Below are 18543 nucleotides of genomic sequence, written 5' to 3' on the forward strand. Positions count from 1 at the left end.
TATGGGCGGGACCGTGCGGTGGGGCGTGCTGGCGACGGGAGGCATGGCGGCGGCGTTCACGACCGATCTGCTGGAGCTGCCGGACGCGGAGGTGGTGGCCGTCGCGTCCCGTACCGCCGCGTCGGCGGAGGCGTTCGCCGAACGGTTCGGGATACCCAGGGCGTACGGCGGCTGGGCGGACCTCGCCGCGGACGACGGCGTGGACGTCGTGTACGTGGCGACACCGCACTCGGCGCACCGGGAGGCCACCGGGCTGTGCCTGGAGGCGGGGCGGGCGGTGCTGTGCGAGAAGCCGTTCACGCTGAACGCGCGCGAGGCGGCGGAGTTGGTGGCGCTCGCCCGGGAGCGCGGGCTGTTCCTGATGGAGGCCATGTGGATGTACTGCGGGCCGGTCATCCGGCGGATGGTGGAGCTGGTGCGGGACGGGGCGGTCGGTGAGATCCGGTCTGTCCACGCCGACTTCGGGCTGGTGGGGCCCGACGACCCCGGGCACCGGCTGCGCGATCCGGCGGTGGGCGGCGGCGCGCTGCTCGACCTGGGCGTCTACCCGGTGTCGTTCGCGCAGTTGCTGCTCGGCGAGCCGGACCGCGTACAGGCGGACGCGCTGCTGTCGCCGGAGGGCGTGGACCTGAACACGGGGATGCTGCTGGGCTGGGACTCGGGGGCGACGGCGTCGCTGTCGTGCTCCATCGTGGCGGACACCCCGCTGACCGCGACGGTGTCGGGGACGAAGGGGCGGATCGAGTTCCCGCGCGGCTTCTTCCACCCGGAGGGGTTCGTGCTGCACCGGGAGGGGAGCGAGCCGGAGGAGTTCACGGTGGCCGGGCGGCGGGACAGCCTCCAGCACGAGGCGGCGGAGGTGATGCGCTGCCTGCGGGCGGGTGAGACGGAGTCGCCCCTGGTGCCGCTGGACGGCACCCTGGCCGTGATGCGGACGCTCGACGCGGTCAGGGACCGCGTCGGCGTCCGCTATCCGGCCGACGAGCCGCTCACACGGGCTTGAGGCCCGGGTCGCCGGCCTCGGTCACGAACGAGGCCGCCGTGGTGACCGGCGCGCCGGGCGTCGTCACGGCGGCCACCGTCCGGTAGTCGGCGCGCGCCCGCTCGCCGGTCAGGGTGACCGTCACGTAGCCGCGCCGCCCGTTGTAGAACTTCAGGTGCGGGTTGGCGCGGGTGAGGTTGTCCCAGTTGGCGGGCCGGTCGGCGCCGTCCTTGCCGCTGGTGACGGACGTGGCGACGATCTCGGTGCCGAGGGTCCGCGAGGCCGGGTCGTCGAAGTCGGCCTTCAGGTCGAAGGCGTATCCGACGTGGACGTCGCCGGTCAGGACGACGAGGTTCTCGATCCCGGCGGCCGCGGCGCCGTCCAGGAGCCGCGCGCGGGAGGCGGGGTAGCCGTCCCAGGCGTCCATGGAGAGCTTGAAGTCCGGGGTGGGGACGTTGCGCCGCCGGGCGAAGGTGACCTGCTGGGGGACGACGTTCCAGGTGGTGTCCGCGTGCTTCCACCCGTCCAGCAGCCAGCGCTCCTGAGCGGCGCCGATCATGGTGCGCGAGGGGTCCTCGGACTCGGGGCCCGGCGTCTGCCAGCCGTCCCCGTACGCCTGGTCGGAGCGGTACTGGCGGGTGTCGAGGATGTCGAACTGCACGAGCCGGCCGAACCGCAGCCGCCGGTACAGCCGCATGTCGGGGCCGGTCGGCCGTTGCGGGGCGCGCAGCGGCTGGTTCTCCCAGTAGGCGCGGTACGCGGCGGCGCGGCGCAGCAGGAACTCCTCGGGCGGTACGTCGTTCTCCGGGGTGCCGCCCGCGTAGTTGTTCTCCGTCTCGTGGTCGTCCCAGGTCACCACGAAGGGGTGGGCGGCGTGCGCGGCCTTCAGGTCCGGGTCGGACTTGTACAGGCCGTAGCGCAGCCGGTAGTCCTCCAGCGTGACGGTCTCGCGGTTGAAGTGGGCCGGCAGCCGGCGGTCGGTGTAGGCGCGGGCGCCGCCGGTGGCGTTGACGGCGTACTCGTACAGGTAGTCGCCGAGGTGGAAGACGGCGTCGAGGTCCTCCTCGGCGAGGTGCCGGTAGGCCGTGAAGTACCCGTCGTGGTACGCCTGGCAGGAGACGGCGGCCAGTCTCAGCTCGCCGATCCGGGCGCCGGGGCGCGGGGCGGTGCGGGTGCGGCCGGCCGGGCTGATCCAGGTGCCGGCGCGGAAGCGGTAGTGGTACACGCGGTCGGGGTCGAGGCCGGGCACCTCGACGTGGACGCTGTGGTCGAGTTCCGGGTGGGCGGTGGCCTGCCCGCGTCTGACGATCCGGGTGAACCGGGCGTCGTGGGCGAGCTCCCAGCGGACCTGGACGCGGGCTCTGGGCAGGCCGCCGCCGGGCTCGTACGGGCGGGGCGCGAGGCGGGTCCAGAGGAGGACGGAGCCGGGCAGAGGGTCGCCCGAGGCCACGCCGAGGGTGAACGGGTCCTCGGTGATGCGGCGGGCGTCGGCCTCGGCGGCGTGGGCGGTGCCCGGGAGGTTCACCGAGAAGGCGAGGGCGGCGGCGGCCCCGGTGGCGGTGAGGAAGCCGCGGCGGCCGAAGTGGCGTGCGGCGGCGCGGAGTTCGGGTGCGTGCTCGGCTTCCCGCCGGGCGCCGGCACGGTGTGCGGACGTCATGGGCCCTCCCCTGGTGGTGTGTGTCGGGAACATCCCAGCCGCACGGGCTGTCGGGTACACAACATCCACATGTCGGCCGTGTGAGTTCCACGTGCCGGACTCTCCCGTACGCTGCGGCCCCATGAGCGGTGTACGGAAGATCGCGGTGGTGACGGGGGCCGGCTCGGGCATCGGCCGGAGCGTGGCGCTCGCGCTGGCGGAGGACGGCTGGTCCCTGGCCCTGGCGGGACGCCGGGCCGAGCCCCTTCAGGAGACGGCGGCCCTGGCCGGCGCGGACGTCCTCTGCGTGCCCACCGACGTGACGTCGTCCGAGGCGGTGGCGGCCCTGTTCGAGGCCGCCCGGGACCGCTTCGGGCGGGTGGACCTGCTGTTCAACAACGCGGGGACCTTCGCGGGCGGCGGGACGCCGGTCGAGGACCTGGACCACGAGACGTGGCGTGCGGTCGTGGACGTCAATCTGACCGGCGCGTTCCTGTGCGCCCAGGCGGCGTACCGGCAGATGAAGGACCAGTCGCCGCAGGGCGGCCGGATCATCAACAACGGCTCCATCTCGGCGCACGTGCCGCGGCCGCACTCGGTCGCGTACACGGCCACCAAGCACGCCATGACGGGCCTGACGAAGTCACTGTCCCTGGACGGCCGCCCCCACCGCATCGCCTGCGGCCAGATCGACATCGGCAACGCGGCGACGGACATGACCCGGCGCATGGAGACCGGCATCCTCCAGGCGAACGGCGAACGCGCGGTCGAGCCGGTGATGGACGCGGCGGACGTGGCCCGCACGGTCGCGCACATGGCGGCACTGCCGCTGGAGGCGAACGTCCAGTTCGCGACCGTCATGGCCACGACGATGCCCTACATCGGCCGGGGCTGACCCGCCCGGGCGCCGCCCGCCCCGGCGGGCCGCCTCGTCCGCGTACGGCCGCCCGCGCGTCCGGGGCGTCGGCCACCGGCGTCCTTGCCCCCGGAGTCTGCCGGGGGTCGCGTCACGCCTGGCCGGTCTCGAAGCGGGTCACCTTCCCGTCGTCGCCCACCACGAACCGCCACGCGGTCCGCATCTCGCCCCAGGTGTCGTTGCGGTACCGGACGACGAGCGCGTGGCCGTCCGCCTGCTCCGACTCGACGTCCATGTGGCCGCCGGAGGAGAAGATCTCCCTGTCGGCCCACTGGTCCAGGTCCCGGTCGGAGCCGTCGTCGGACATGGTGGCGCCGGGCGCGAGCACGGCGGCGAACGCGGCGCGGTCGCCCGCGTTGACGGCGGCGACGAAGGCGCGCACGGCGGGGTCGGCGAGCTGGTCCACGGGGATGGTCACGGTGTCTCCTTCGGTACGGGCACGGGAGGCGGCGGCGCCCCGGCCGTACCCTCCGTACCCCGTTCCCACGGAACCCCACCCGGGCACCCCGCCCGTACGGGTGAACGCGCCACACCCGAACCCGCCCCGGCCCCGGCGCGACTCCCGGGAGCACCTCGCCACCCGGAGGTGCGGGGGGCAGGCGGCGCTTGGGGAGGCCGGAGTGGGAGCATGGGGCGGCCACCGCCGTGTACGGGCGGGTGCGTGACCGGTGGGGCAGACGAGTCGGGCTGTACGCCGGGTTCTGTGCCCCGGGACCTCGCGGTCGTCGGGGCGACGGCCATCCATCTAGGACCGGCGTTGCCACCGGTCTCGTGCGGTCTACCCGCGGACTCGGGCGGGCAGCCCTCATGCGTCCGCGCAGGGACACCGGGGTGTCCCCTTTTGACCTTGCTCCGGGTGGGGTTTACCTAGCTGCCCAGGTCACCCTGGGCACTGGTGGTCTCTTACACCACCGTTTCACCCTTACCGAGGACCGAGGTCCCCGGCGGTCTGTTTTCTGTGGCACTGTCCCGCGGGTCACCCCGGGTGGCCGTTAGCCACCACCCTGCCCTGTGGAGCCCGGACGTTCCTCGGGAAGATCCCGAAGGGTCTCCACGCGGCCGTCCGCCCGGCTCGTCTGCCGTGCCGACCATGGTACCCGGCGCGTGGGACGCCGCCGGCCCTACAGGAAGTCGGCGGTCTCCAGGTCGAAGCCGAACGGCTCGGGGAGCGTGAGCGGCTTGCCGAACGGGACGGTGACCACCTGGCGGTAGTCCTCGCGCTCCGGGTCGCTGAAGAGCGTCACGGAGGCGGTTTCCCGGTCGACCAGCAGGTACAGCGGGATCTCCCCGCGGGCGTAGCAGCGCCGCTTGGTGTCCCGGTCGCGCTGCGGCCGGGTGGAGGTGACCTCGACGACGAGCGCCACGCCGTCGCACGGCATCCAGGACTCGGCGCCCCGGAAGAGCCGCAGCTCGGCGGGGGCGAAGGTGCCGTCGGGGATGACGTGGCTCCTGGGGCAGTTGCCGCCGCTGGGCAGCTTCAGGCCCTTGTTGCCGGAGAACTGCATGCGGGTGCGAGACCGCATGAAGACCTGCTCCACGATCAGGCTGTTGTAGTCCTCGTGGTCCCCGTCCGGCGGCGGCGTCACGACAATCTCCCCCTCGATCAGCTCGGCCCGGAAGCCCTCCGGCGTCTCCAGCGCCAGGAAGCCCTCCAGCAGGACGTCCGCCTGCGTGAGCGGTGCATGCGGCATGGCAGTCATGTCACGCCCCTTCCTCGGTCGCTCGTCAGACTGGGACATCACCGGGCCGCCTGTCCGTGGGATGGGAGTCGTTCCCTCGATCGTGGCACATGACCGGGGAAGGCCGCGGCATTGTGGTTGACCCTGCCGCGACGTCAACGTTTCTACTGGGTTCATGCGGATCGGAGAGATCGCCGGCCTCGTCGGCATCACCACGCGGGCGGTGCGCCACTACCACCACCTCGGGCTGCTCCCCGAGCCCCGGCGGCGGACCAACGGCTACCGGGACTACGCGCTGCGCGACGCCGTGCTGTTGGCGCGCATCAGGCGGCTGACCGAGCTGGGGCTCGGGCTGGACGAGGTGCGGGACGTGCTGGCGGACGACGCGGGCCGGGAGCTGGTCGACGTGCTGGACGAGCTGGACGCCGACCTGGCGCGGCAGCAGGCGGAGATCGGGGCCCGCCGGGAGCGGCTGGGGGTGCTGCTGGAGCAGGCCAGGGCGGGACGGCTGCCGGCGGAGGGGCCGGTGTCGCCCGGCCTGGCGGAGCTGTTCGGGGAGATGGCCACGGCGTCGGCCGCGCTGCCGGGGCCGGAGCCGGTGATGGCGGCGCGGGACCGCGAGATGCTCGCCCTAGTGGAGACGGTGGTGCCGGAGGCGGAGGGGGCGCGGTTGCTGGGCTCCCTGCGCGAGATGGCCCGGGCGCCGGGTGCGATGGAGCGGGCGTACGAGGTGTACGCGCGGCTCGACGCGCTGGCGGACGCGCCCGCCGGGGACGTACGGGTGGAGGAGACCGCGCGGGCGCTGGCCGGGCTGCTGCCGGACGAGATGGTGCCGGACGACCTGGGCGACCTGGACGGCAATGCGTTCACGGACATGTTCTTCGCGGACTTCTCGGCCGCTCAGGCGGAGGCCGTCCGGCGGGCGCTGCGGATCGCGGCGGAGCGTGCGCGGTGAGGCGGGTGGTCCGGGGTGCGGCGTACGCACTGCTGCCGGCCGAGGTGGTCCTCGCCGGGTGCCTGGTGGCGGGGGTGCGGATACCGGCGGCCGTGCTGCTGGCGGCGGAGGTCGCGGTGGCCGCCCTGCTGGGCGCGGAGGCCCTGCTGTACGTGCGGCTGCGGCGCCGGGGGCTCGGCCGCCGGGAGGCGGTGCGCGCGCTGGTGCCGGAACCGGCCGCCCGGCTGGTGGGGCACGAGCTGCGGCTGATGGCGAGCCTGGTGCGATGGGCGGCGCGGCGGCCGGACGGCGCCGGGCGGCCGGGCACCCGGGCGTTCGGGCACGCGCGGGATCAGGCCGCGTACGCCTACGGGTTCGCCTTCGTGTGCGTGGTGGAGACGGTCGGCATGTCGTACCTGCTGGCGTCGCGGCCCGTGGTGCACGCGGTGTTCCTGGTCCTGGACGTGTACACGGTGCTGTTCGTGCTGGGGCTGCACGCCGCGTCCGTGACCCGGCCGCACCTGCTGGACGGGGACGTGTTGCGGGTGCGGCGGGGTGCGCACGTGGATGTGGTGATTCCGCTGGCGCGGATCGCCGCGGTACGGCACGAGCCGCGGTTCTCCCACGAGGAGGAGGAGGCGGTCCTGAACCTGGCCGTCGCCTCGCAGACGTCCGTCACCGTCGAGCTGAGCGAGCCCGTCACCGCCGTACGGCTGCTGGGCAGGCCGTACCCGGTGCGCCTCGTGCGGTGCCACGCCGATGACCCGCGGGCGCTGGTGCAGGCGCTCGGGCGGGCGCTCACGCGGGCGCGAACAGCGCCTTCGCCCGCCCCGGATCGGCCTGGGTGAGCCGTACGCGCAGCCGCTCGCCCAGCGGCAGCGGCCCGGTGCCGCCCTCGACGCGGGCCACCACGGCGGGGTCGTCCAGGTGGACGGTGCCGATCGTCGGGTCCTTGTCGCGTACGTCGACGACGTACGCGTCGAAGACCTCACCCACCCGGTCCATGAGCAGGGCGGCCTCCACGATGTCGACGCTTTCGCGCTCGACCGCGCCCGCCCGGCGGGAGCCCTCCGCCATCCGTCGCGGGAGCTCCGGCAGCGCGGCCCGCACCCACTCCGGCGGCTCCTCCCCCGCCACCGCGGCCACGCACAGTTCGCCGGCGTACCGGTCGACGAGGCGCCGCAACGGGGCGGTGCAGTGGGTGTACTCGTCGGCGACGGCGGCGTGGACGGCCGGGACGGGGGTGTCGCCGTCGGTGAAGACGGTGTAGCCGGCCCCGCGCAGGAGGGTGGTGCAGTCCTGGAGGAAGGCGGCGCTGCGGGTGTCGCCCGGATCGAGGGTGCGGACGAGGGCCGCGTACGAGACGTGGTGCGGCCACACGATGCCGAGCGCCTTCGCGGAGCGCCGCAGCCGGCTGACGGCGCCGTCCGGGGCGGTCGGCAGGGTGCGGAGGACGCCGGTGCCCGCGGCGGTCATCAGGTCGGCGGCGGCCATGCCGGTGAGCAGGGAGATCTGCGCGTTCCAGGCGTCGGCGGGGCGGGGCGCGCGGTACTCCAGGCGGTAGGTGGCGCCGTGTTCGACGATCTCCTGCTCGGGGACGTTGAGGGAGATCCCGCCTCGCTCGGTCTCCAGCCGTTCCCGGAGGGTGCCGATCTCGCGCAGCAGGGCCAGCGGCTCCTCGGCGGTGCCCGCGTCGAGCTGCTTCTGGACGCCCTCGTAGTCCAGCCGGGCGCGGCTGCGGACGAGGGCGCGGTGGACGTCGGTGGCGACGCGGCGGCCGTCGGCGTCCAGGTCGATGCGCCACAGGAGGGCGGGGACGGTCCGGTCGGGGAGGAGGCTGGCGGCGCCCTCGGAGAGGACGGCGGGGTGCAGGGGGATCCGGCCGTCGGGGAAGTAGAGGGTCTGTACGCGGCGGTGGGCCTCGGTGTCGATCGCGCCGCCGGGGGTGACGAAGGCGGCTACGTCGGCGATGGCGTAGTGGACGCGGTAACCGCCGCCGGCGCGGCGCGTGAGGTGCATGGCCTGGTCGAGGTCGGTCGAGCCGGGCGGGTCGATGGTGAGGAAGGGCAGGTCGGTGGCGTCGCGGCCGGGCAGGCGGGGCGCGCGTACGGCGGCCTCGGCCTCGGCGAGGACGGCGGGCGGGAAGGCGCCGGGGACGGCGAGCTCGGTACGCAGCGCGCGCAGGGCGGCCCTCAGGGGCGCCTCGGCCGCGCCGGTCACACGCATTTGGCGGCGGGGCATGGGTCGAGGGTAAGGGCGCGGGGCACTCGGCGGCACCTCGTACGCCGCGGCGCCGAGCGGGCAAGGGGCGCCGTGGATGCCCGGGGCCGCGCACGCCACCGTGCCGCGCGTGCCGCGGCGCTTTGTACGCTGGCGCGGGGCCGCATCCCCGTTTCGTGCGTACTGAAGGAGAACCACCGTGCTCGTGCTGTTGCCGCCCTCGGAAGGAAAGGCCGCATCGGGGAGCGGCGCGCCGCTGGAGCCGGGTTCGCTGTCGCTGCCGGGTCTCGCGGGCGCGCGCGCCGCCGTGCTGGAGGAGCTGGTGGAGCTGTGCGCCGGCGACGAGGGGAAGGCGCGGGAGGTCCTCGGGCTGAGCGAGGGGCTGCGCGGCGAGGTGGCGAAGAACGCGGGGCTGCGGACGGCGGGTGCGCGGCCGGCCGGTGAGATCTACACGGGCGTGCTGTACGACGCGCTGGGGCTGGCGACGCTGGACGGTGCCGCGCGGGAACGGGCGCACGCCTCGCTGCTGGTGTTCTCGGGGCTGTGGGGTGCGGTGCGGGTGGACGACCGGATCCCGTCGTACCGCTGCTCGATGGGCGTGAAACTGCCGGGGCTGGGGGCGCTCGGGGCGTACTGGCGAGCGCCGATGGCGGAGGTCATGCCGGAGGCGGCCGGGGACGGGCTGGTGCTGGACCTTCGGTCGGCGGCGTACGCGACGGCGTGGCGGCCGAAGGGCGAGGTCGCGGCGCGGACGGCGACGGTACGGGTGCTGCACGCCCCGACGCGGAAGGTGGTCAGCCACTTCAACAAGGCGACCAAGGGGCGGATCGTGCGGAGCCTGCTGGAGGCGGGTGCGGTGCCCGCCGCGCCGGGTGAGCTGGTGGAGGCGCTGCGGGACCTGGGGTACGTGGTGGAGACGCCGGCGGAGGGGAAGCTGGACGTGCTGGTGGACGAGGTCCACTGAGTGACGTTGCACCATCCGCAACGCTCGTTGCGGGTGGCGCGGCGCCCCGGCAGGATGGGCGCATGATTCCCGCCCCGTCCGTGCTGGACCACGCCCCCGTGCTGCCCGTCGTCGTCATCGACGACGCCGCCGACGCCGTACCGCTGGCCCGGGCGCTGGTGGCGGGCGGGCTCCCGGCTGTCGAGGTGACGCTGCGGACACCGGCGGCGCTCGACGCCGTCCGGGCGATCGCGGCGGAGGTGCCGGGCGCGGTGGTCGGCGCGGGCACGGTCGTCTCGGCGCGGGGCGTCGCGGACGCGGTGGGCGCGGGGGCCCGGTTCCTGGTCAGTCCCGGCTGGACGGGCGGGCTGCTGGACGCGATGCGGGACTCGGGCGTGCCGTTCCTGCCGGGCGTCTCGACCGCCTCGGAGGTCGTGGCGCTGCTGGAGCGGGGCGTGCGCGACATGAAGTTCTTCCCGGCGGAGCCGGCGGGCGGCACCGCGTACCTCAGGTCGCTGGCCGGTCCGCTGCCGCAGGCCCGCTTCTGCCCCACGGGCGGCATCTCCGCCACGTCGGCGCCGTCCTACCTGGGTCTGCCCAACGTGGGTTGCGTCGGCGGTACGTGGATGCTGCCGGGCGACGCGCTGGCGCGACGAGACTGGGCGCGGGTGGAGGCGCTGGCCCGGGAGGCGTCGGCGCTGCGGGGCTGACGCGCGCGCCGCCGCGGCCTGCGTCAGGTGAACGCGATGTCGACGTGGTCGGCGACAGGGCGGTAGCCGAGGCGCCGGTAGAGCGCGGTACTGGTGGGGTCGGCGAGATCGGCGAAGAGCAGCACCTGCGCGGCGCCCGTGTCCCGGGCGGCGCGGCTGACGGCGGCGGTGAGGGCCCCCGCGTAGCCGCGGCCCCGCAGCTCGGGGGGCGTGTAGACGGGCGCGACACGGGACTGCCCGGCGACGGGCGGAGAGTGCGCGGCCATCGAGACGGGCCGGCCGCCGGCCTCCCAGACGTACAGCCCGCCTTGGGCGACGCGGCGCTCGGCGCCGGCGGTGTGGTCGGTGGCCGGGGCCACGCCGATGTCCGCGGCGAAGGCGCTCATCCAGGCGGCGGCGAGCGGTACGTCGGCGGCGGTGGCCCGCCGCGCGGTGCCGGGTGGGGCGGGCCTCGGCGGGGTCAGCTCGCCGAGCCGGTAGAGCCGGCTGCGGCGGGTGACCGTCCAGGACCCTCCCGGCCCCGTCCAGGCCACGGCGAACGCCCGCGCGGTCCGCTCGGCGCCCTTCACGCCCTCGACGGGGGTCCCCCGCAGGGCCTCGGCGAGCTGCCGGGCGGCCTCGTCCGGCATGGGGCCCAGCAGCGGGTCCCCGGGCGGGGTCCGAACGGCCACCGCCTCGACGGGCCCGCCGGGGTCGCGGCGCCAGAATCCGAACCGGGCGTCCCCGGACCCCAGCGCCCGGGGACCGTGGCGCAGCACCGTCTCCGCGACGGTGAGCGGCACGGTGTTGCGGGCCGGGTCGGCCGCGAGGAACGGGCCCGCCTCGCGGCGGAACTCCTCGGCGTCGTGGGTGAGTTCCCAGCCCACGGCGCTCAGCGGAGGTGGGAGGTGTCGTTCAGCAGACGGACCGAGGCGTTGCCGTCCCGGTAGTACGCCACCGCCGAGATCGAGGCCGCGGACAGCTCCATGCGGAACAGCGACTCCGGCGGGGCGCCCAGCGCCAGGCGGACCAGCGTCTTGATGGGCGTGACGTGCGTGACCAGCAGGACGGTACGGCCCGCGTGGCGGGCGGTCAGCCGGTCACGGGCCGCCGCGACCCGGCGCGCGACCGCCGCGAAGGACTCCCCGCCTGTGGGGGCGGCGTCCGGCGACGCCAGCCAGGCCGCCAGGTCCTCGGGGTGGCGCTCCCGCACCTCGGCGAACGTCAGGCCCTCCCAGGCGCCGAAGTCCGTCTCGCGGAGCCCGTCCTCGACGCGGACGTCCAGGCCGAGCCGGGCCGCCACCGTCGCGGCGGTCTGCCGGCACCGGGCCAGCGGGGAGGAGACGATCTCCTGGATCGTGCCGCGCGCCGCGAGGGCGACCGCGACCGCGTCGGCCTGCCGCCGGCCCACCGGGGACAGGTCGGGGTCGCCGCCGCCGCTGCCGGAGAATCGCTTCTCCGGCGTGAGCGCGGTCTCGCCGTGCCGCAGCAGCACGAACGTGGCCGGCGCGCCGAGGTCCGCCGCGGCGGCCCAGCCGACCGGCGGGGCGGCGGGCGCGGTGCTGCCGGCGACCACGGCGGCGCCCGCGTCGCCGAGCGGGTCGCCCCCGGCGGGAGCGGTACGGGCCGCAGCGGTCCGGGCGGTTCCGGCGGAAGCCGCGTCGGTCGCGGCGGTCGGCACGCTTCCGGCCGGCGCCGTGCCGGTCACATCCGCACCGGCCGTCGCACCGGTGGCGTCCGCACCGGACACCGGACCGCCGGACACCGAGACGCCCGGCACCGCACCGGTCACCGAACCGTCGGCCGCCGCACCCGGCGCCGCACCCGACACCGAGGCGCCCGGCACCGCCGCACCCGTCCCCGCAGCCGCCGGCACCGTGCCGGTGAGCGCCGCGCGGGCCTTCGCCGCGCCCGCCGCCGCGTCACCCACGACCCGGGCCGCGCCCGCGTCGGGGACGCCCGGCCGGGGACGGGCGCCCGCGTCCAGGGCGGCCGTCGAGGTGGACGGCCGCCACTGCTCGCCGCGCTTGCCGGCGTCCATCGCCTCGTTGGCGAGCCGGTCGGCGTGCTTGTTCCGCTCGCGCGGGATCCACTCGTACGTCACCTGCGACGGCGGGAAGATCCGGGCCGCCTCCGCCGCCAGCGGCTTCATCGCCGGGTGCTTGATCTTCCAGCGCCCCGACATCTGCTCGACCACCAGCTTGGAGTCCATCCGGACCCGGATCGTGGCGTCGGGCGCCAGCTCGCGCGCCGCCTTCAGGCCGGCCACCAGGCCCTTGTACTCGGCGACGTTGTTGGTGGCGACGCCGATGTACTCGGCCGCCTCCGCCAGCGGCTCCCCCGACACCGGGTCCAGGACCACCGCACCGTAACCCGCCGGTCCCGGGTTCCCCCGGGAGCCGCCGTCGGCCTCGACGACCAGTTCCCGCACGTCCGGCATTAGAGGCCCGATTCCGCCGTACGCACCAGGATGCGGCGGCAGTTCTCGCACCGCAGGACGGTGTCGGGCGCCGCCGCGCGCACGTCGTTCACCTCGGTGATGTTCAGCTCGATGTGGCAGCCCTCGCAGCGGCGCTGGAACAGCCGCGCCGCGCCGACCCCGCCCTGCTGCCCGCGGATCTTCTCGTACAGCTTCATCAGGTCGGCGGGCACGGAACCCGCCACCAGCTCGCGCTCCTTGGCGACGGTGGCGGCCTCGCCGTCCAGGTCCCGCGTCATGGCGTCCCGCCGGGCGACCGCGTCGTCGACCTTGGCCTGGACGGAGGAGACCCGCTCGGTCAGTTCGGCGACCCGCTCCTGGGCGGACTCGCGGCGCTCCATGACCTCCAGGACGACGTCCTCCAGGTCACCCTGGCGCTTGGCCAGCGAGACGATCTCCTTCTGGAGGTTCTCCAGGTCCTTGGGGGACGAGACGGCCCCGGAGTCCAGCCGCTGCTGGTCGCGGACGGCGCGCTGGCGCACCTGGTCGACGTCCTGCTCCGCCTTGACCTGCTCGCGGGCGCAGTCGCTCTCCTCGGTCTGCGCGGCGACGAGCAGGTCCCGCAGCTGGACGAGGTCCTTGTTCAGCGACTCGATCTCGGCGTGCTCGGGCAGGGAGTTGCGCTTGTGGTCGAGCTGCGACAGGCGTACGTCGAGGGACTGGACGTCGAGGAGTCGGATCTGGTCGGCGGGCGCGGCGTTCAGTTGGGGGCTCCAGAAGAAGAGTGGTGGGACCACGGGTCGGTGACCGTCTTCGAGACATGGACCCGCAGGTCCCAGCCGTGGCGGTCGGAAATCTCGTCGAGCTGGGCGGCGGCCAGCTCGCACCAGGGCCACTCGGTGGCCCAGTGGGCGGCGTCGACCAGCCCCAGCGGTGAGTGCTGGGTGGCCTCGGAGGCCGGGTGGTGGCGCAGGTCGGCGGTGAGGAACGCGTCCACGCCCGCCGCGCGCACGGCGTCGAAGAGGCTGTCGCCGGAGCCGCCGCTGACGGCGACGGTACGGACGGTGGCGTCGAGGTCGCCCGCGACGCGGATGCCCTGCGCGGTGGCGGGCAGCCGCTCGGCGGCGCGGGCGGCGAACTCGCGCAGCGTCCGGGGCGGATCCACCTCGCAGATCCGCCCGAGGCCGCTCGACGGGACGAGGGGCCCGGTGACGCGCAGTCCGAGGGCGCCGGCGAGGGCGTCGGAGACGCCGGGGTCGGCGGTGTCCGCGTTGGTGTGCGCGACGTGCAGCGCGATGTCGTTCCTGATCAGCGTGTGCACGACCCGGCCCTTGAAGTGGCCGGCCGCGACGGTCGTCGTACCGCGCAGGTAGAGCGGGTGGTGGGTGACGATCAGGTCGGCGCCGAGCGCGATCGCCTCGTCGGCGATCTCCTGTACGGGGTCGACGGCGAACAGCACGCGTGTGACCTCGGCGTCGGGGTCGCCGCAGACCGTGCCGACGGCGTCCCACTGTTCGGCCCGCTCGGGCGGCCAGAGGGCGTCGAGCTCGGCGATGACTTCAGACAGACGGGGCACGGAGGAAAGGCTACCTGGCCTGCCCTCCGGCCCCGTACCCGTGACCGCCCGGCCTCCCCCGCCGCCCGCCGGCCCGGTGGGGAGCGGACTCCCACGACGGCTCCACCAGCACAACCGCCCCCCTTTTCTCAGGCGAATCGGGACATCGCCACCCTTATAGGTGAAGTGCGGAAGCTCTCATTGTTCGGCTGGGAGTGCGAAAACTAGCTTCTGTCGCCGGAGGTGACGAGTCGATGACAGTCTGTGCCATCGAGACCGCCGCGGAGGACGACGGCGCGGTGTCGCGTCCGGGCTTCACCATCGCGGCCAACGGCGCCTACGCGGCGCGGCTGACGGGTGCCGGCGAGGCCCTGTTCCCCGAGCGCTGGACGCTGGACGGGCCGGAGCCGTACGCGGTGCCCCTCCCCGCCGCCCAGCCCGAGGATCCGCACGCGCAGGTGCTTCCGCTGGTGGACGGGCGGGTCCTGATCGCCCGCCGGACGGCTGGGCGGTACGTCTTCTCGTTGCTGTACCCGACGGGGCCCCGGACCGGTGAACTGCCGCTGGGCGCGATCGAGTCGGCTTCGCTGCGGCTGCTGCCGCCGTCACCGGACGGGGCGTGCGCCTACGCGCTGGCACGCGGGGAGCACTCGACGGGCGTCTGGCTGGTGGCCGGCGGCGGGCAGGGCGGCCCCGAGCACGTCGCCGAGGTGGAGGGCCGCTGTGGGGGCGGGGCGTGGCTGGACCGTACGGGCAGGCTGCTGGCGCTGGACCGGCGGCAGGACGAGGGCGGGCCGGTGAAGGCGGTCGCCGTCGACCTGGAGCGGGGCGGCGAGGTGACGCCGTTGCTGCAGATCACGGAGGGCAGCGAGGACCGGGTGCTGCTGGCGGATCCGGACAGCGGGCTGCTGCTGATCCGGTCCGACGCGCCGTCACCGGGCCACCACCGGCTGGGCTGGGGGGTGCTGGGCAGCATGATGCCCGTCCGCTTCCCGGAGTGCCTGCGGCTCCCCGACGCCGCGGTCACGCCGTTCGCGATACAGCCTGGGCAGACGCTGACCCCCGAGACCTGTGCCGTGGCGGTGCGGATCGACGCGGCGGCGGGCAGCTGGGTGGGGCTGTGGCGGCCGGCGGGGCGGCGGCTGCACCAGTTGCCGGCGCCCCGGGGGTGGCTGGCGGGGGCGGGGGTGTGGAGCCGGGAGGGGGTGCTGCGGCTGCCGTACGCGACCCGGGCGGTGCCGTGCGGCCTCGCGCGGGTGGACGTGGCCCGGGTCGAGGCGGCCAGGGCCGGCACGGAGCGGCCCGGGATGACCGGACGGGCCGGGGGGGCGGGCGGGCCCGGGGAGCCGGGAGGGCCCGGGGAGACCGGACGGGCCGAGGATGCCGGCGCCGGGCCGGTGGGGACGGCGCCGGAGGGGTCCGTACCGCGTCCGGCCGCACCGTCCGCCCCGGCCGAATGCGCCGACGGGGAACCGTCCGGGCCCTCGGTGACTCCTGGTGTGTGCAAGCCGGTGCCGCTGCAACAGGCGCCGCTCACCGGCCGCACGGGCCCTGGTTAGACTCTCGGGCCGCAACATCGTCAGCGATCACTACGGGGTGACTTCCCACATGTCTGAAGCCAGCACCGACACGACCCACGGGCGACCGCAGGGGGACGCCGGCGGCTCCGGAAAGCACCGAGGGGGTGCGGCGTCGACGGAGGACCTGTCGACGCAGCCGCACGGCCGCCACCGCAAGGACCCGCACCACAGCGCGGCCTGACGGAACGGCAGCCGGAAGGGGCCGCCCCGGGGAGAACCCCCGGGGCGGCCCCTTCGTCGTACGGGGGTTCGACCCCCGCCCGGAACCGTCATCGCGGCTCGTTCACACCGTTTCGACGAGGGTGTCGGCGAGGACCGGCGCGTCGTCCCGGTCGGCAGCGGTCACCTCGGCCTGCACGCGGCCGGCGGACTCCCACATCCGGATCCGGAGGGTCTCGCCCGGGTACACCACGCCGGCGAAACGGGTGCGGTACGAGCGGACGCGCGTGACGTCCCCGGCGAGCGCGGGGTCGACGTCGATGCCGGGTACCGAGAGGCCGCCCATCACGCCCGTGCCCGCCCCGGCGACGGTGGCGAAGCCGGGCAGCACGTGCAGCCGGGTCTCCATGGTGCAGCGGAGCTCGGCGAGGTCGGTCGCGGGGCGGCCGGCGCCGATGCCGAGGTGGTAGAGCTGGACGTCCTTGTGGTCCCAGGTGATCTCGGCGGACCGGGGAGCGGCCGCGATCGCCCGGTGCGGGTCGAGGGGCATGGGGCTGGGGCTCCTGCTCGTCGCCGGGGCCTCGGCGCGGCTGTCCGGCACCGCCGGCCGCTCCGGGGCCGCGAAGGGCCGCTCCGGGCCGCTCCGGGCCGTGAAGGGCCGGTGCGGGGCCGTGAAGGGCCGGTGCGGGGCCGTGAAGGGCCGGTGCGGGGCGCCCGGCCCGGCGTCCGGACGGGTCACGCGGCCGGCGGTGGCCCCGTGCGGCGCGGGTGGTGAACGTGGTGAAGGTGCGGAAGGGTCCTACGACGTGCCGGAGGGCACACGCGCCCCGCGTCCGGTGCGGACGGGCCGGAGCGGACGCCCCCGCCTGGGCCCGGCCGGCCCGGGGCCGCCGGCCGCGTGGCGGCGCGGGAAGCGGCGGACGCACGGCCGGCCGCGGCGGGCGGTCCCGGGGGCGGGACCGGCTCCGCGGCGGGCGTCCGCCGCCGCTGCGACGGATCAGTCGGAGTGAACGGGACGGTCGGTCAGAGCTTGTCCATGCCCTTGTACGGGCTGACGATGCGGGCCTTCTGGGACCCGAAGTCGACCAGGGTGGCGATCTGGTCCTCGACGGCGATGACCGTGCCGAGGCCATGCCGGTCGTGGGAGACCCGGTCCCCTACCGCGAAGTGCTTGATGGGTGCGGCGACGGGGGCTTTGAAGGGACTGGTGGCGAGGTGGCGCCGGGGCGCGGATCGGTTCGTCATTTCCCGCCAGTATGCGGCACGGAGGCCGGTTGGGGCAGAGGGCTGCCGCGACCGTGACCTTACGGCTCGGTCCGGCGCGGCAGCCACAGCGACATCAGCACGGCGCCTCCCAGCAGGATGCCCGCGCCGGTACGGAAGGCCAGCGCGTACCCGGCCGTCAGCGCCTCCGGCCCCGCTCCGCCCGCCGACCGCGACGCGGCGACCGTCGACAGAACCGCCAGGCCCAGGGCGCCGCCCATCGTCCGCGACGTGTTGACCAGGCCCGACACCAGGCCGGCGTCGCCCGGCGCGGCACCCGACGTGGCGAGGGTGGCGAGCGGGGTGATGGACAGGCCCGTGCCGGCCATCATCAGGACACCGGGACCGAGGATGGTGGTGACGTAGGCGCCCTGGGCGTCCATCAGGGACTGCCAGCCGAATCCGCAGGCGGCGATCAGCGTGCCGATCACCGCGAGGTCGCGGGCCCCGGTGACGGCCATCAGCCGGGGCGCCAGTTTCGAGCCGACGACGACGCTGATCGAACTCGGCACGAGGGCCAGACCGGCCTCCAGCGGGGTGTACCCGAGCACGTTCTGGGCGTACACCGTCATGAAGAACCACATGGCGAACGACGCCGAGCCGTTGACGACCATCGACACGTTGGCCGACGTCACGGCCCCCGAGCGGAACACCTTGAGCGGCATGAGGGGCGCCTTGGTACGGGCCTCCACGGCCACGAACGCCGCCAGCAGCGCCACCCCGCCGAGCAGCGGCAGCAGGGTCACCGGCGCGCCCCAGCCGGCCGCCTCAGTCTGCACGATGCCGTACGCCACGGCCGCGAGACCGCCCGTGACGAGTACCGCGCCGGGCAGGTCGAGCCGCCGCCCGCCCTCCGTGCGGCTCTCGCGGACCCACGCCGCGGCGCCGACGAGCACCAGGACGCCGACCGGCACGTTGATCAGCAGCACCCAGCGCCAGGAGAGCAGGTCCGTCAGGACGCCGCCGACCAGCCCGCCGGCCGCCCCGCCGCCCGCGCCGACCGCCGACCAGGTCGCTATCGCCCGGGTGCGCGCGGGCCCCGCCGGCACGGCGCCGGTCACGATGGTGAGCGTCGCGGGCGCGAGGACCGCCGCGCCGAGCCCCTGCACGGCGCGGGCGCCGAGGAGTTGCCAGCCCTCCTCGGCGAGTCCGCCGGCCATGGAGGCGGCGGTGAACAGCCCCAGTCCGACAAGGAACATGCGCTTGCGCCCGAACAGGTCCGCCGCCCGGCCGCCGAGCAGCATGAACCCGGCGAAGGCGATCGTGTACGTGTTGAGCACCCACTGGAGCCCGAGCGCCGACAGCCCGAGGTCGGCGCGCATCGACGGCAGGGCCACGTTGACCACGGAGACGTCGAGGACCACCAGGAACTGTCCGGCGCAGGCGGCGAGAAGCACTACCCACGTGCGGGCCGCGGGGCGGGACGGATCGGTGGAAGGACCCGAAGCCGAAGGGGCGGACGGACCGGTGGACGGACCGGTGGACGGACCGGTGGACGGGTCGGTGGCGGTGCGGTGGGGGTCGCGGTCGGCGTCGGCGTCGGGACGGGGCTGCGGCATACGCGTCAT

The 18543-nt window shown here is 75.3% G+C and carries 19 protein-coding genes and 1 other RNA gene; 8 read left to right on the top strand and 12 right to left on the bottom strand.

What is annotated here, in order from left to right; all coding sequences use genetic code 11:
- Position 1 precedes the first annotated feature (1 nt).
- Entirely contained in the window at positions 2-1003 is a 1002-nt protein-coding gene (locus AC07DW_RS16745) for a Gfo/Idh/MocA family protein (protein ID WP_478858397.1), read from the top strand.
- On the opposite strand, the gene AC07DW_RS16750 is transcribed toward AC07DW_RS16745, so the two are convergent.
- Positions 990-2639: an alkaline phosphatase D family protein gene (locus AC07DW_RS16750; RefSeq protein WP_478858398.1), complete on the bottom strand. Its 1650-nt coding sequence runs from the start codon at positions 2637-2639 to the stop codon at positions 990-992. The two genes, AC07DW_RS16745 and AC07DW_RS16750, sit on opposite strands and share 14 nt — an antisense overlap.
- A 121-nt stretch (positions 2640-2760) precedes the next feature.
- Between AC07DW_RS16750 and AC07DW_RS16755 the strand changes: the two genes are divergently transcribed.
- Positions 2761-3513 carry an SDR family oxidoreductase gene (locus AC07DW_RS16755; RefSeq protein WP_478858399.1) on the top strand — a complete coding sequence of 251 codons (753 nt, stop codon included), beginning with the start codon at positions 2761-2763 and terminating at the stop codon, positions 3511-3513.
- Between the two features lie 112 nt (positions 3514-3625).
- On the opposite strand, the gene AC07DW_RS16760 is transcribed toward AC07DW_RS16755, so the two are convergent.
- The 3 genes from AC07DW_RS16760 to AC07DW_RS16770 form a co-directional block, all read right to left on the bottom strand.
- Positions 3626-3952: a nuclear transport factor 2 family protein gene (locus tag AC07DW_RS16760; protein WP_478858400.1), complete on the bottom strand. Its 327-nt coding sequence runs from the start codon at positions 3950-3952 to the stop codon at positions 3626-3628.
- 256 nt (positions 3953-4208) lie between these two features.
- Positions 4209-4609, bottom strand: an RNA gene (rnpB, locus tag AC07DW_RS16765) — RNase P RNA component class A.
- 46 nt (positions 4610-4655) lie between these two features.
- The gene (locus AC07DW_RS16770) at positions 4656-5234 is read right to left on the bottom strand and encodes a Uma2 family endonuclease (RefSeq protein WP_478858401.1); all 579 of its coding nucleotides are present in this window, start codon (positions 5232-5234) and stop codon (positions 4656-4658) included.
- Positions 5235-5388: 154 nt separating this feature from the next.
- On the opposite strand from AC07DW_RS16770, the gene AC07DW_RS16775 reads away from it, so the two are divergent.
- Together AC07DW_RS16775 and AC07DW_RS16780 are read left to right on the top strand one after the other, a co-directional pair.
- Entirely contained in the window at positions 5389-6168 is a 780-nt protein-coding gene (locus AC07DW_RS16775; RefSeq protein ID WP_478858402.1) for a MerR family transcriptional regulator, read from the top strand.
- Entirely contained in the window at positions 6165-6995 is an 831-nt protein-coding gene (locus AC07DW_RS16780) for a hypothetical protein (RefSeq protein ID WP_478858403.1), read from the top strand. Before AC07DW_RS16775 ends, AC07DW_RS16780 begins: the two co-directional genes overlap by 4 nt.
- Here the strand turns inward: AC07DW_RS16780 and AC07DW_RS16785 are convergent.
- Positions 6946-8388 carry an RNB domain-containing ribonuclease gene (locus AC07DW_RS16785; protein WP_478858404.1) on the bottom strand — a complete coding sequence of 481 codons (1443 nt, stop codon included), beginning with the start codon at positions 8386-8388 and terminating at the stop codon, positions 6946-6948. The genes AC07DW_RS16780 and AC07DW_RS16785 overlap by 50 nt on opposite strands.
- Before the next feature lie 178 nt (positions 8389-8566).
- On the opposite strand from AC07DW_RS16785, the gene yaaA reads away from it, so the two are divergent.
- Both yaaA and eda read left to right on the top strand, forming a co-directional pair.
- A complete protein-coding gene (gene yaaA, locus AC07DW_RS16790; RefSeq protein WP_478858405.1) occupies positions 8567-9331 on the top strand; it encodes a peroxide stress protein YaaA in 765 nt (254 codons plus the stop codon).
- Positions 9332-9393: 62 nt separating this feature from the next.
- Positions 9394-10020 carry a bifunctional 4-hydroxy-2-oxoglutarate aldolase/2-dehydro-3-deoxy-phosphogluconate aldolase gene (gene eda / locus AC07DW_RS16795; protein WP_478858406.1) on the top strand — a complete coding sequence of 209 codons (627 nt, stop codon included), beginning with the start codon at positions 9394-9396 and terminating at the stop codon, positions 10018-10020.
- A 23-nt stretch (positions 10021-10043) separates the two neighbouring features.
- On the opposite strand, the gene AC07DW_RS16800 is transcribed toward eda, so the two are convergent.
- From AC07DW_RS16800 to AC07DW_RS16815, 4 genes are read right to left on the bottom strand one after another with little or no spacing between them, the layout of a single operon-like run.
- Complete coding sequence (locus AC07DW_RS16800) at positions 10044-10886, bottom strand: GNAT family N-acetyltransferase (protein WP_478858407.1); 843 nt, start codon at positions 10884-10886, stop codon at positions 10044-10046.
- A gap of 5 nt (positions 10887-10891) precedes the next feature.
- Positions 10892-12430, bottom strand: coding sequence for a bifunctional RNase H/acid phosphatase (locus AC07DW_RS16805; protein WP_478858408.1), 1539 nt, complete (start codon positions 12428-12430; stop codon positions 10892-10894).
- Positions 12431-12438: 8 nt separating this feature from the next.
- A complete protein-coding gene (locus AC07DW_RS16810; RefSeq protein ID WP_478858469.1) occupies positions 12439-13182 on the bottom strand; it encodes a zinc ribbon domain-containing protein in 744 nt (247 codons plus the stop codon).
- The gene (locus AC07DW_RS16815) at positions 13179-13994 is read right to left on the bottom strand and encodes a Nif3-like dinuclear metal center hexameric protein (protein WP_478858409.1); all 816 of its coding nucleotides are present in this window, start codon (positions 13992-13994) and stop codon (positions 13179-13181) included. The genes AC07DW_RS16810 and AC07DW_RS16815 overlap by 4 nt, the downstream gene beginning before the upstream one ends.
- Before the next feature lie 233 nt (positions 13995-14227).
- Between AC07DW_RS16815 and AC07DW_RS16820 the strand changes: the two genes are divergently transcribed.
- The gene (locus tag AC07DW_RS16820) at positions 14228-15532 is read left to right on the top strand and encodes a hypothetical protein (protein ID WP_478858410.1); all 1305 of its coding nucleotides are present in this window, start codon (positions 14228-14230) and stop codon (positions 15530-15532) included.
- A 49-nt stretch (positions 15533-15581) separates the two neighbouring features.
- A complete protein-coding gene (locus tag AC07DW_RS16825; RefSeq protein WP_336318243.1) occupies positions 15582-15734 on the top strand; it encodes a hypothetical protein in 153 nt (50 codons plus the stop codon).
- A 102-nt stretch (positions 15735-15836) separates the two neighbouring features.
- Here the strand turns inward: AC07DW_RS16825 and AC07DW_RS16830 are convergent, their stop codons facing one another.
- From AC07DW_RS16830 to AC07DW_RS16840, 3 genes are all read right to left on the bottom strand, one after another.
- Positions 15837-16262, bottom strand: coding sequence for a MaoC/PaaZ C-terminal domain-containing protein (locus AC07DW_RS16830; protein ID WP_478858470.1), 426 nt, complete (start codon positions 16260-16262; stop codon positions 15837-15839).
- Between the two features lie 473 nt (positions 16263-16735).
- Positions 16736-16957, bottom strand: coding sequence for a hypothetical protein (locus AC07DW_RS16835; protein WP_189548367.1), 222 nt, complete (start codon positions 16955-16957; stop codon positions 16736-16738).
- Between the two features lie 59 nt (positions 16958-17016).
- Complete coding sequence (locus AC07DW_RS16840; RefSeq protein WP_478858411.1) at positions 17017-18534, bottom strand: MFS transporter; 1518 nt, start codon at positions 18532-18534, stop codon at positions 17017-17019.
- Between the last annotated feature and the right edge of the window lie 9 nt (positions 18535-18543).

This window comes from Streptomyces sp. NPDC045701, from assembly GCF_056432045.1.

Bases quoted from the DNA above. Each gene is read 5' to 3' on its own strand.
- AC07DW_RS16820 (WP_478858410.1), top strand. From the start codon at position 14,228: ATGACAGTCTGTGCCATCGAGACCGCCGCGGAGGACGACGGCGCGGTG.
- AC07DW_RS16785 (WP_478858404.1), bottom strand. From the start codon at position 8,388: ATGCCCCGCCGCCAAATGCGTGTGACCGGCGCGGCCGAGGCGCCCCTG.
- AC07DW_RS16775 (WP_478858402.1), top strand. From the start codon at position 5,389: ATGCGGATCGGAGAGATCGCCGGCCTCGTCGGCATCACCACGCGGGCG.
- AC07DW_RS16745 (WP_478858397.1), top strand. From the start codon at position 2: ATGGGCGGGACCGTGCGGTGGGGCGTGCTGGCGACGGGAGGCATGGCG.
- AC07DW_RS16770 (WP_478858401.1), bottom strand. From the start codon at position 5,234: ATGACTGCCATGCCGCATGCACCGCTCACGCAGGCGGACGTCCTGCTG.
- AC07DW_RS16755 (WP_478858399.1), top strand. From the start codon at position 2,761: ATGAGCGGTGTACGGAAGATCGCGGTGGTGACGGGGGCCGGCTCGGGC.
- AC07DW_RS16825 (WP_336318243.1), top strand. From the start codon at position 15,582: ATGTCTGAAGCCAGCACCGACACGACCCACGGGCGACCGCAGGGGGAC.
- AC07DW_RS16835 (WP_189548367.1), bottom strand. From the start codon at position 16,957: ATGACGAACCGATCCGCGCCCCGGCGCCACCTCGCCACCAGTCCCTTC.
- AC07DW_RS16830 (WP_478858470.1), bottom strand. From the start codon at position 16,262: ATGCCCCTCGACCCGCACCGGGCGATCGCGGCCGCTCCCCGGTCCGCC.
- AC07DW_RS16840 (WP_478858411.1), bottom strand. From the start codon at position 18,534: ATGCCGCAGCCCCGTCCCGACGCCGACGCCGACCGCGACCCCCACCGC.
- eda (WP_478858406.1), top strand. From the start codon at position 9,394: ATGATTCCCGCCCCGTCCGTGCTGGACCACGCCCCCGTGCTGCCCGTC.
- AC07DW_RS16750 (WP_478858398.1), bottom strand. From the start codon at position 2,639: ATGACGTCCGCACACCGTGCCGGCGCCCGGCGGGAAGCCGAGCACGCA.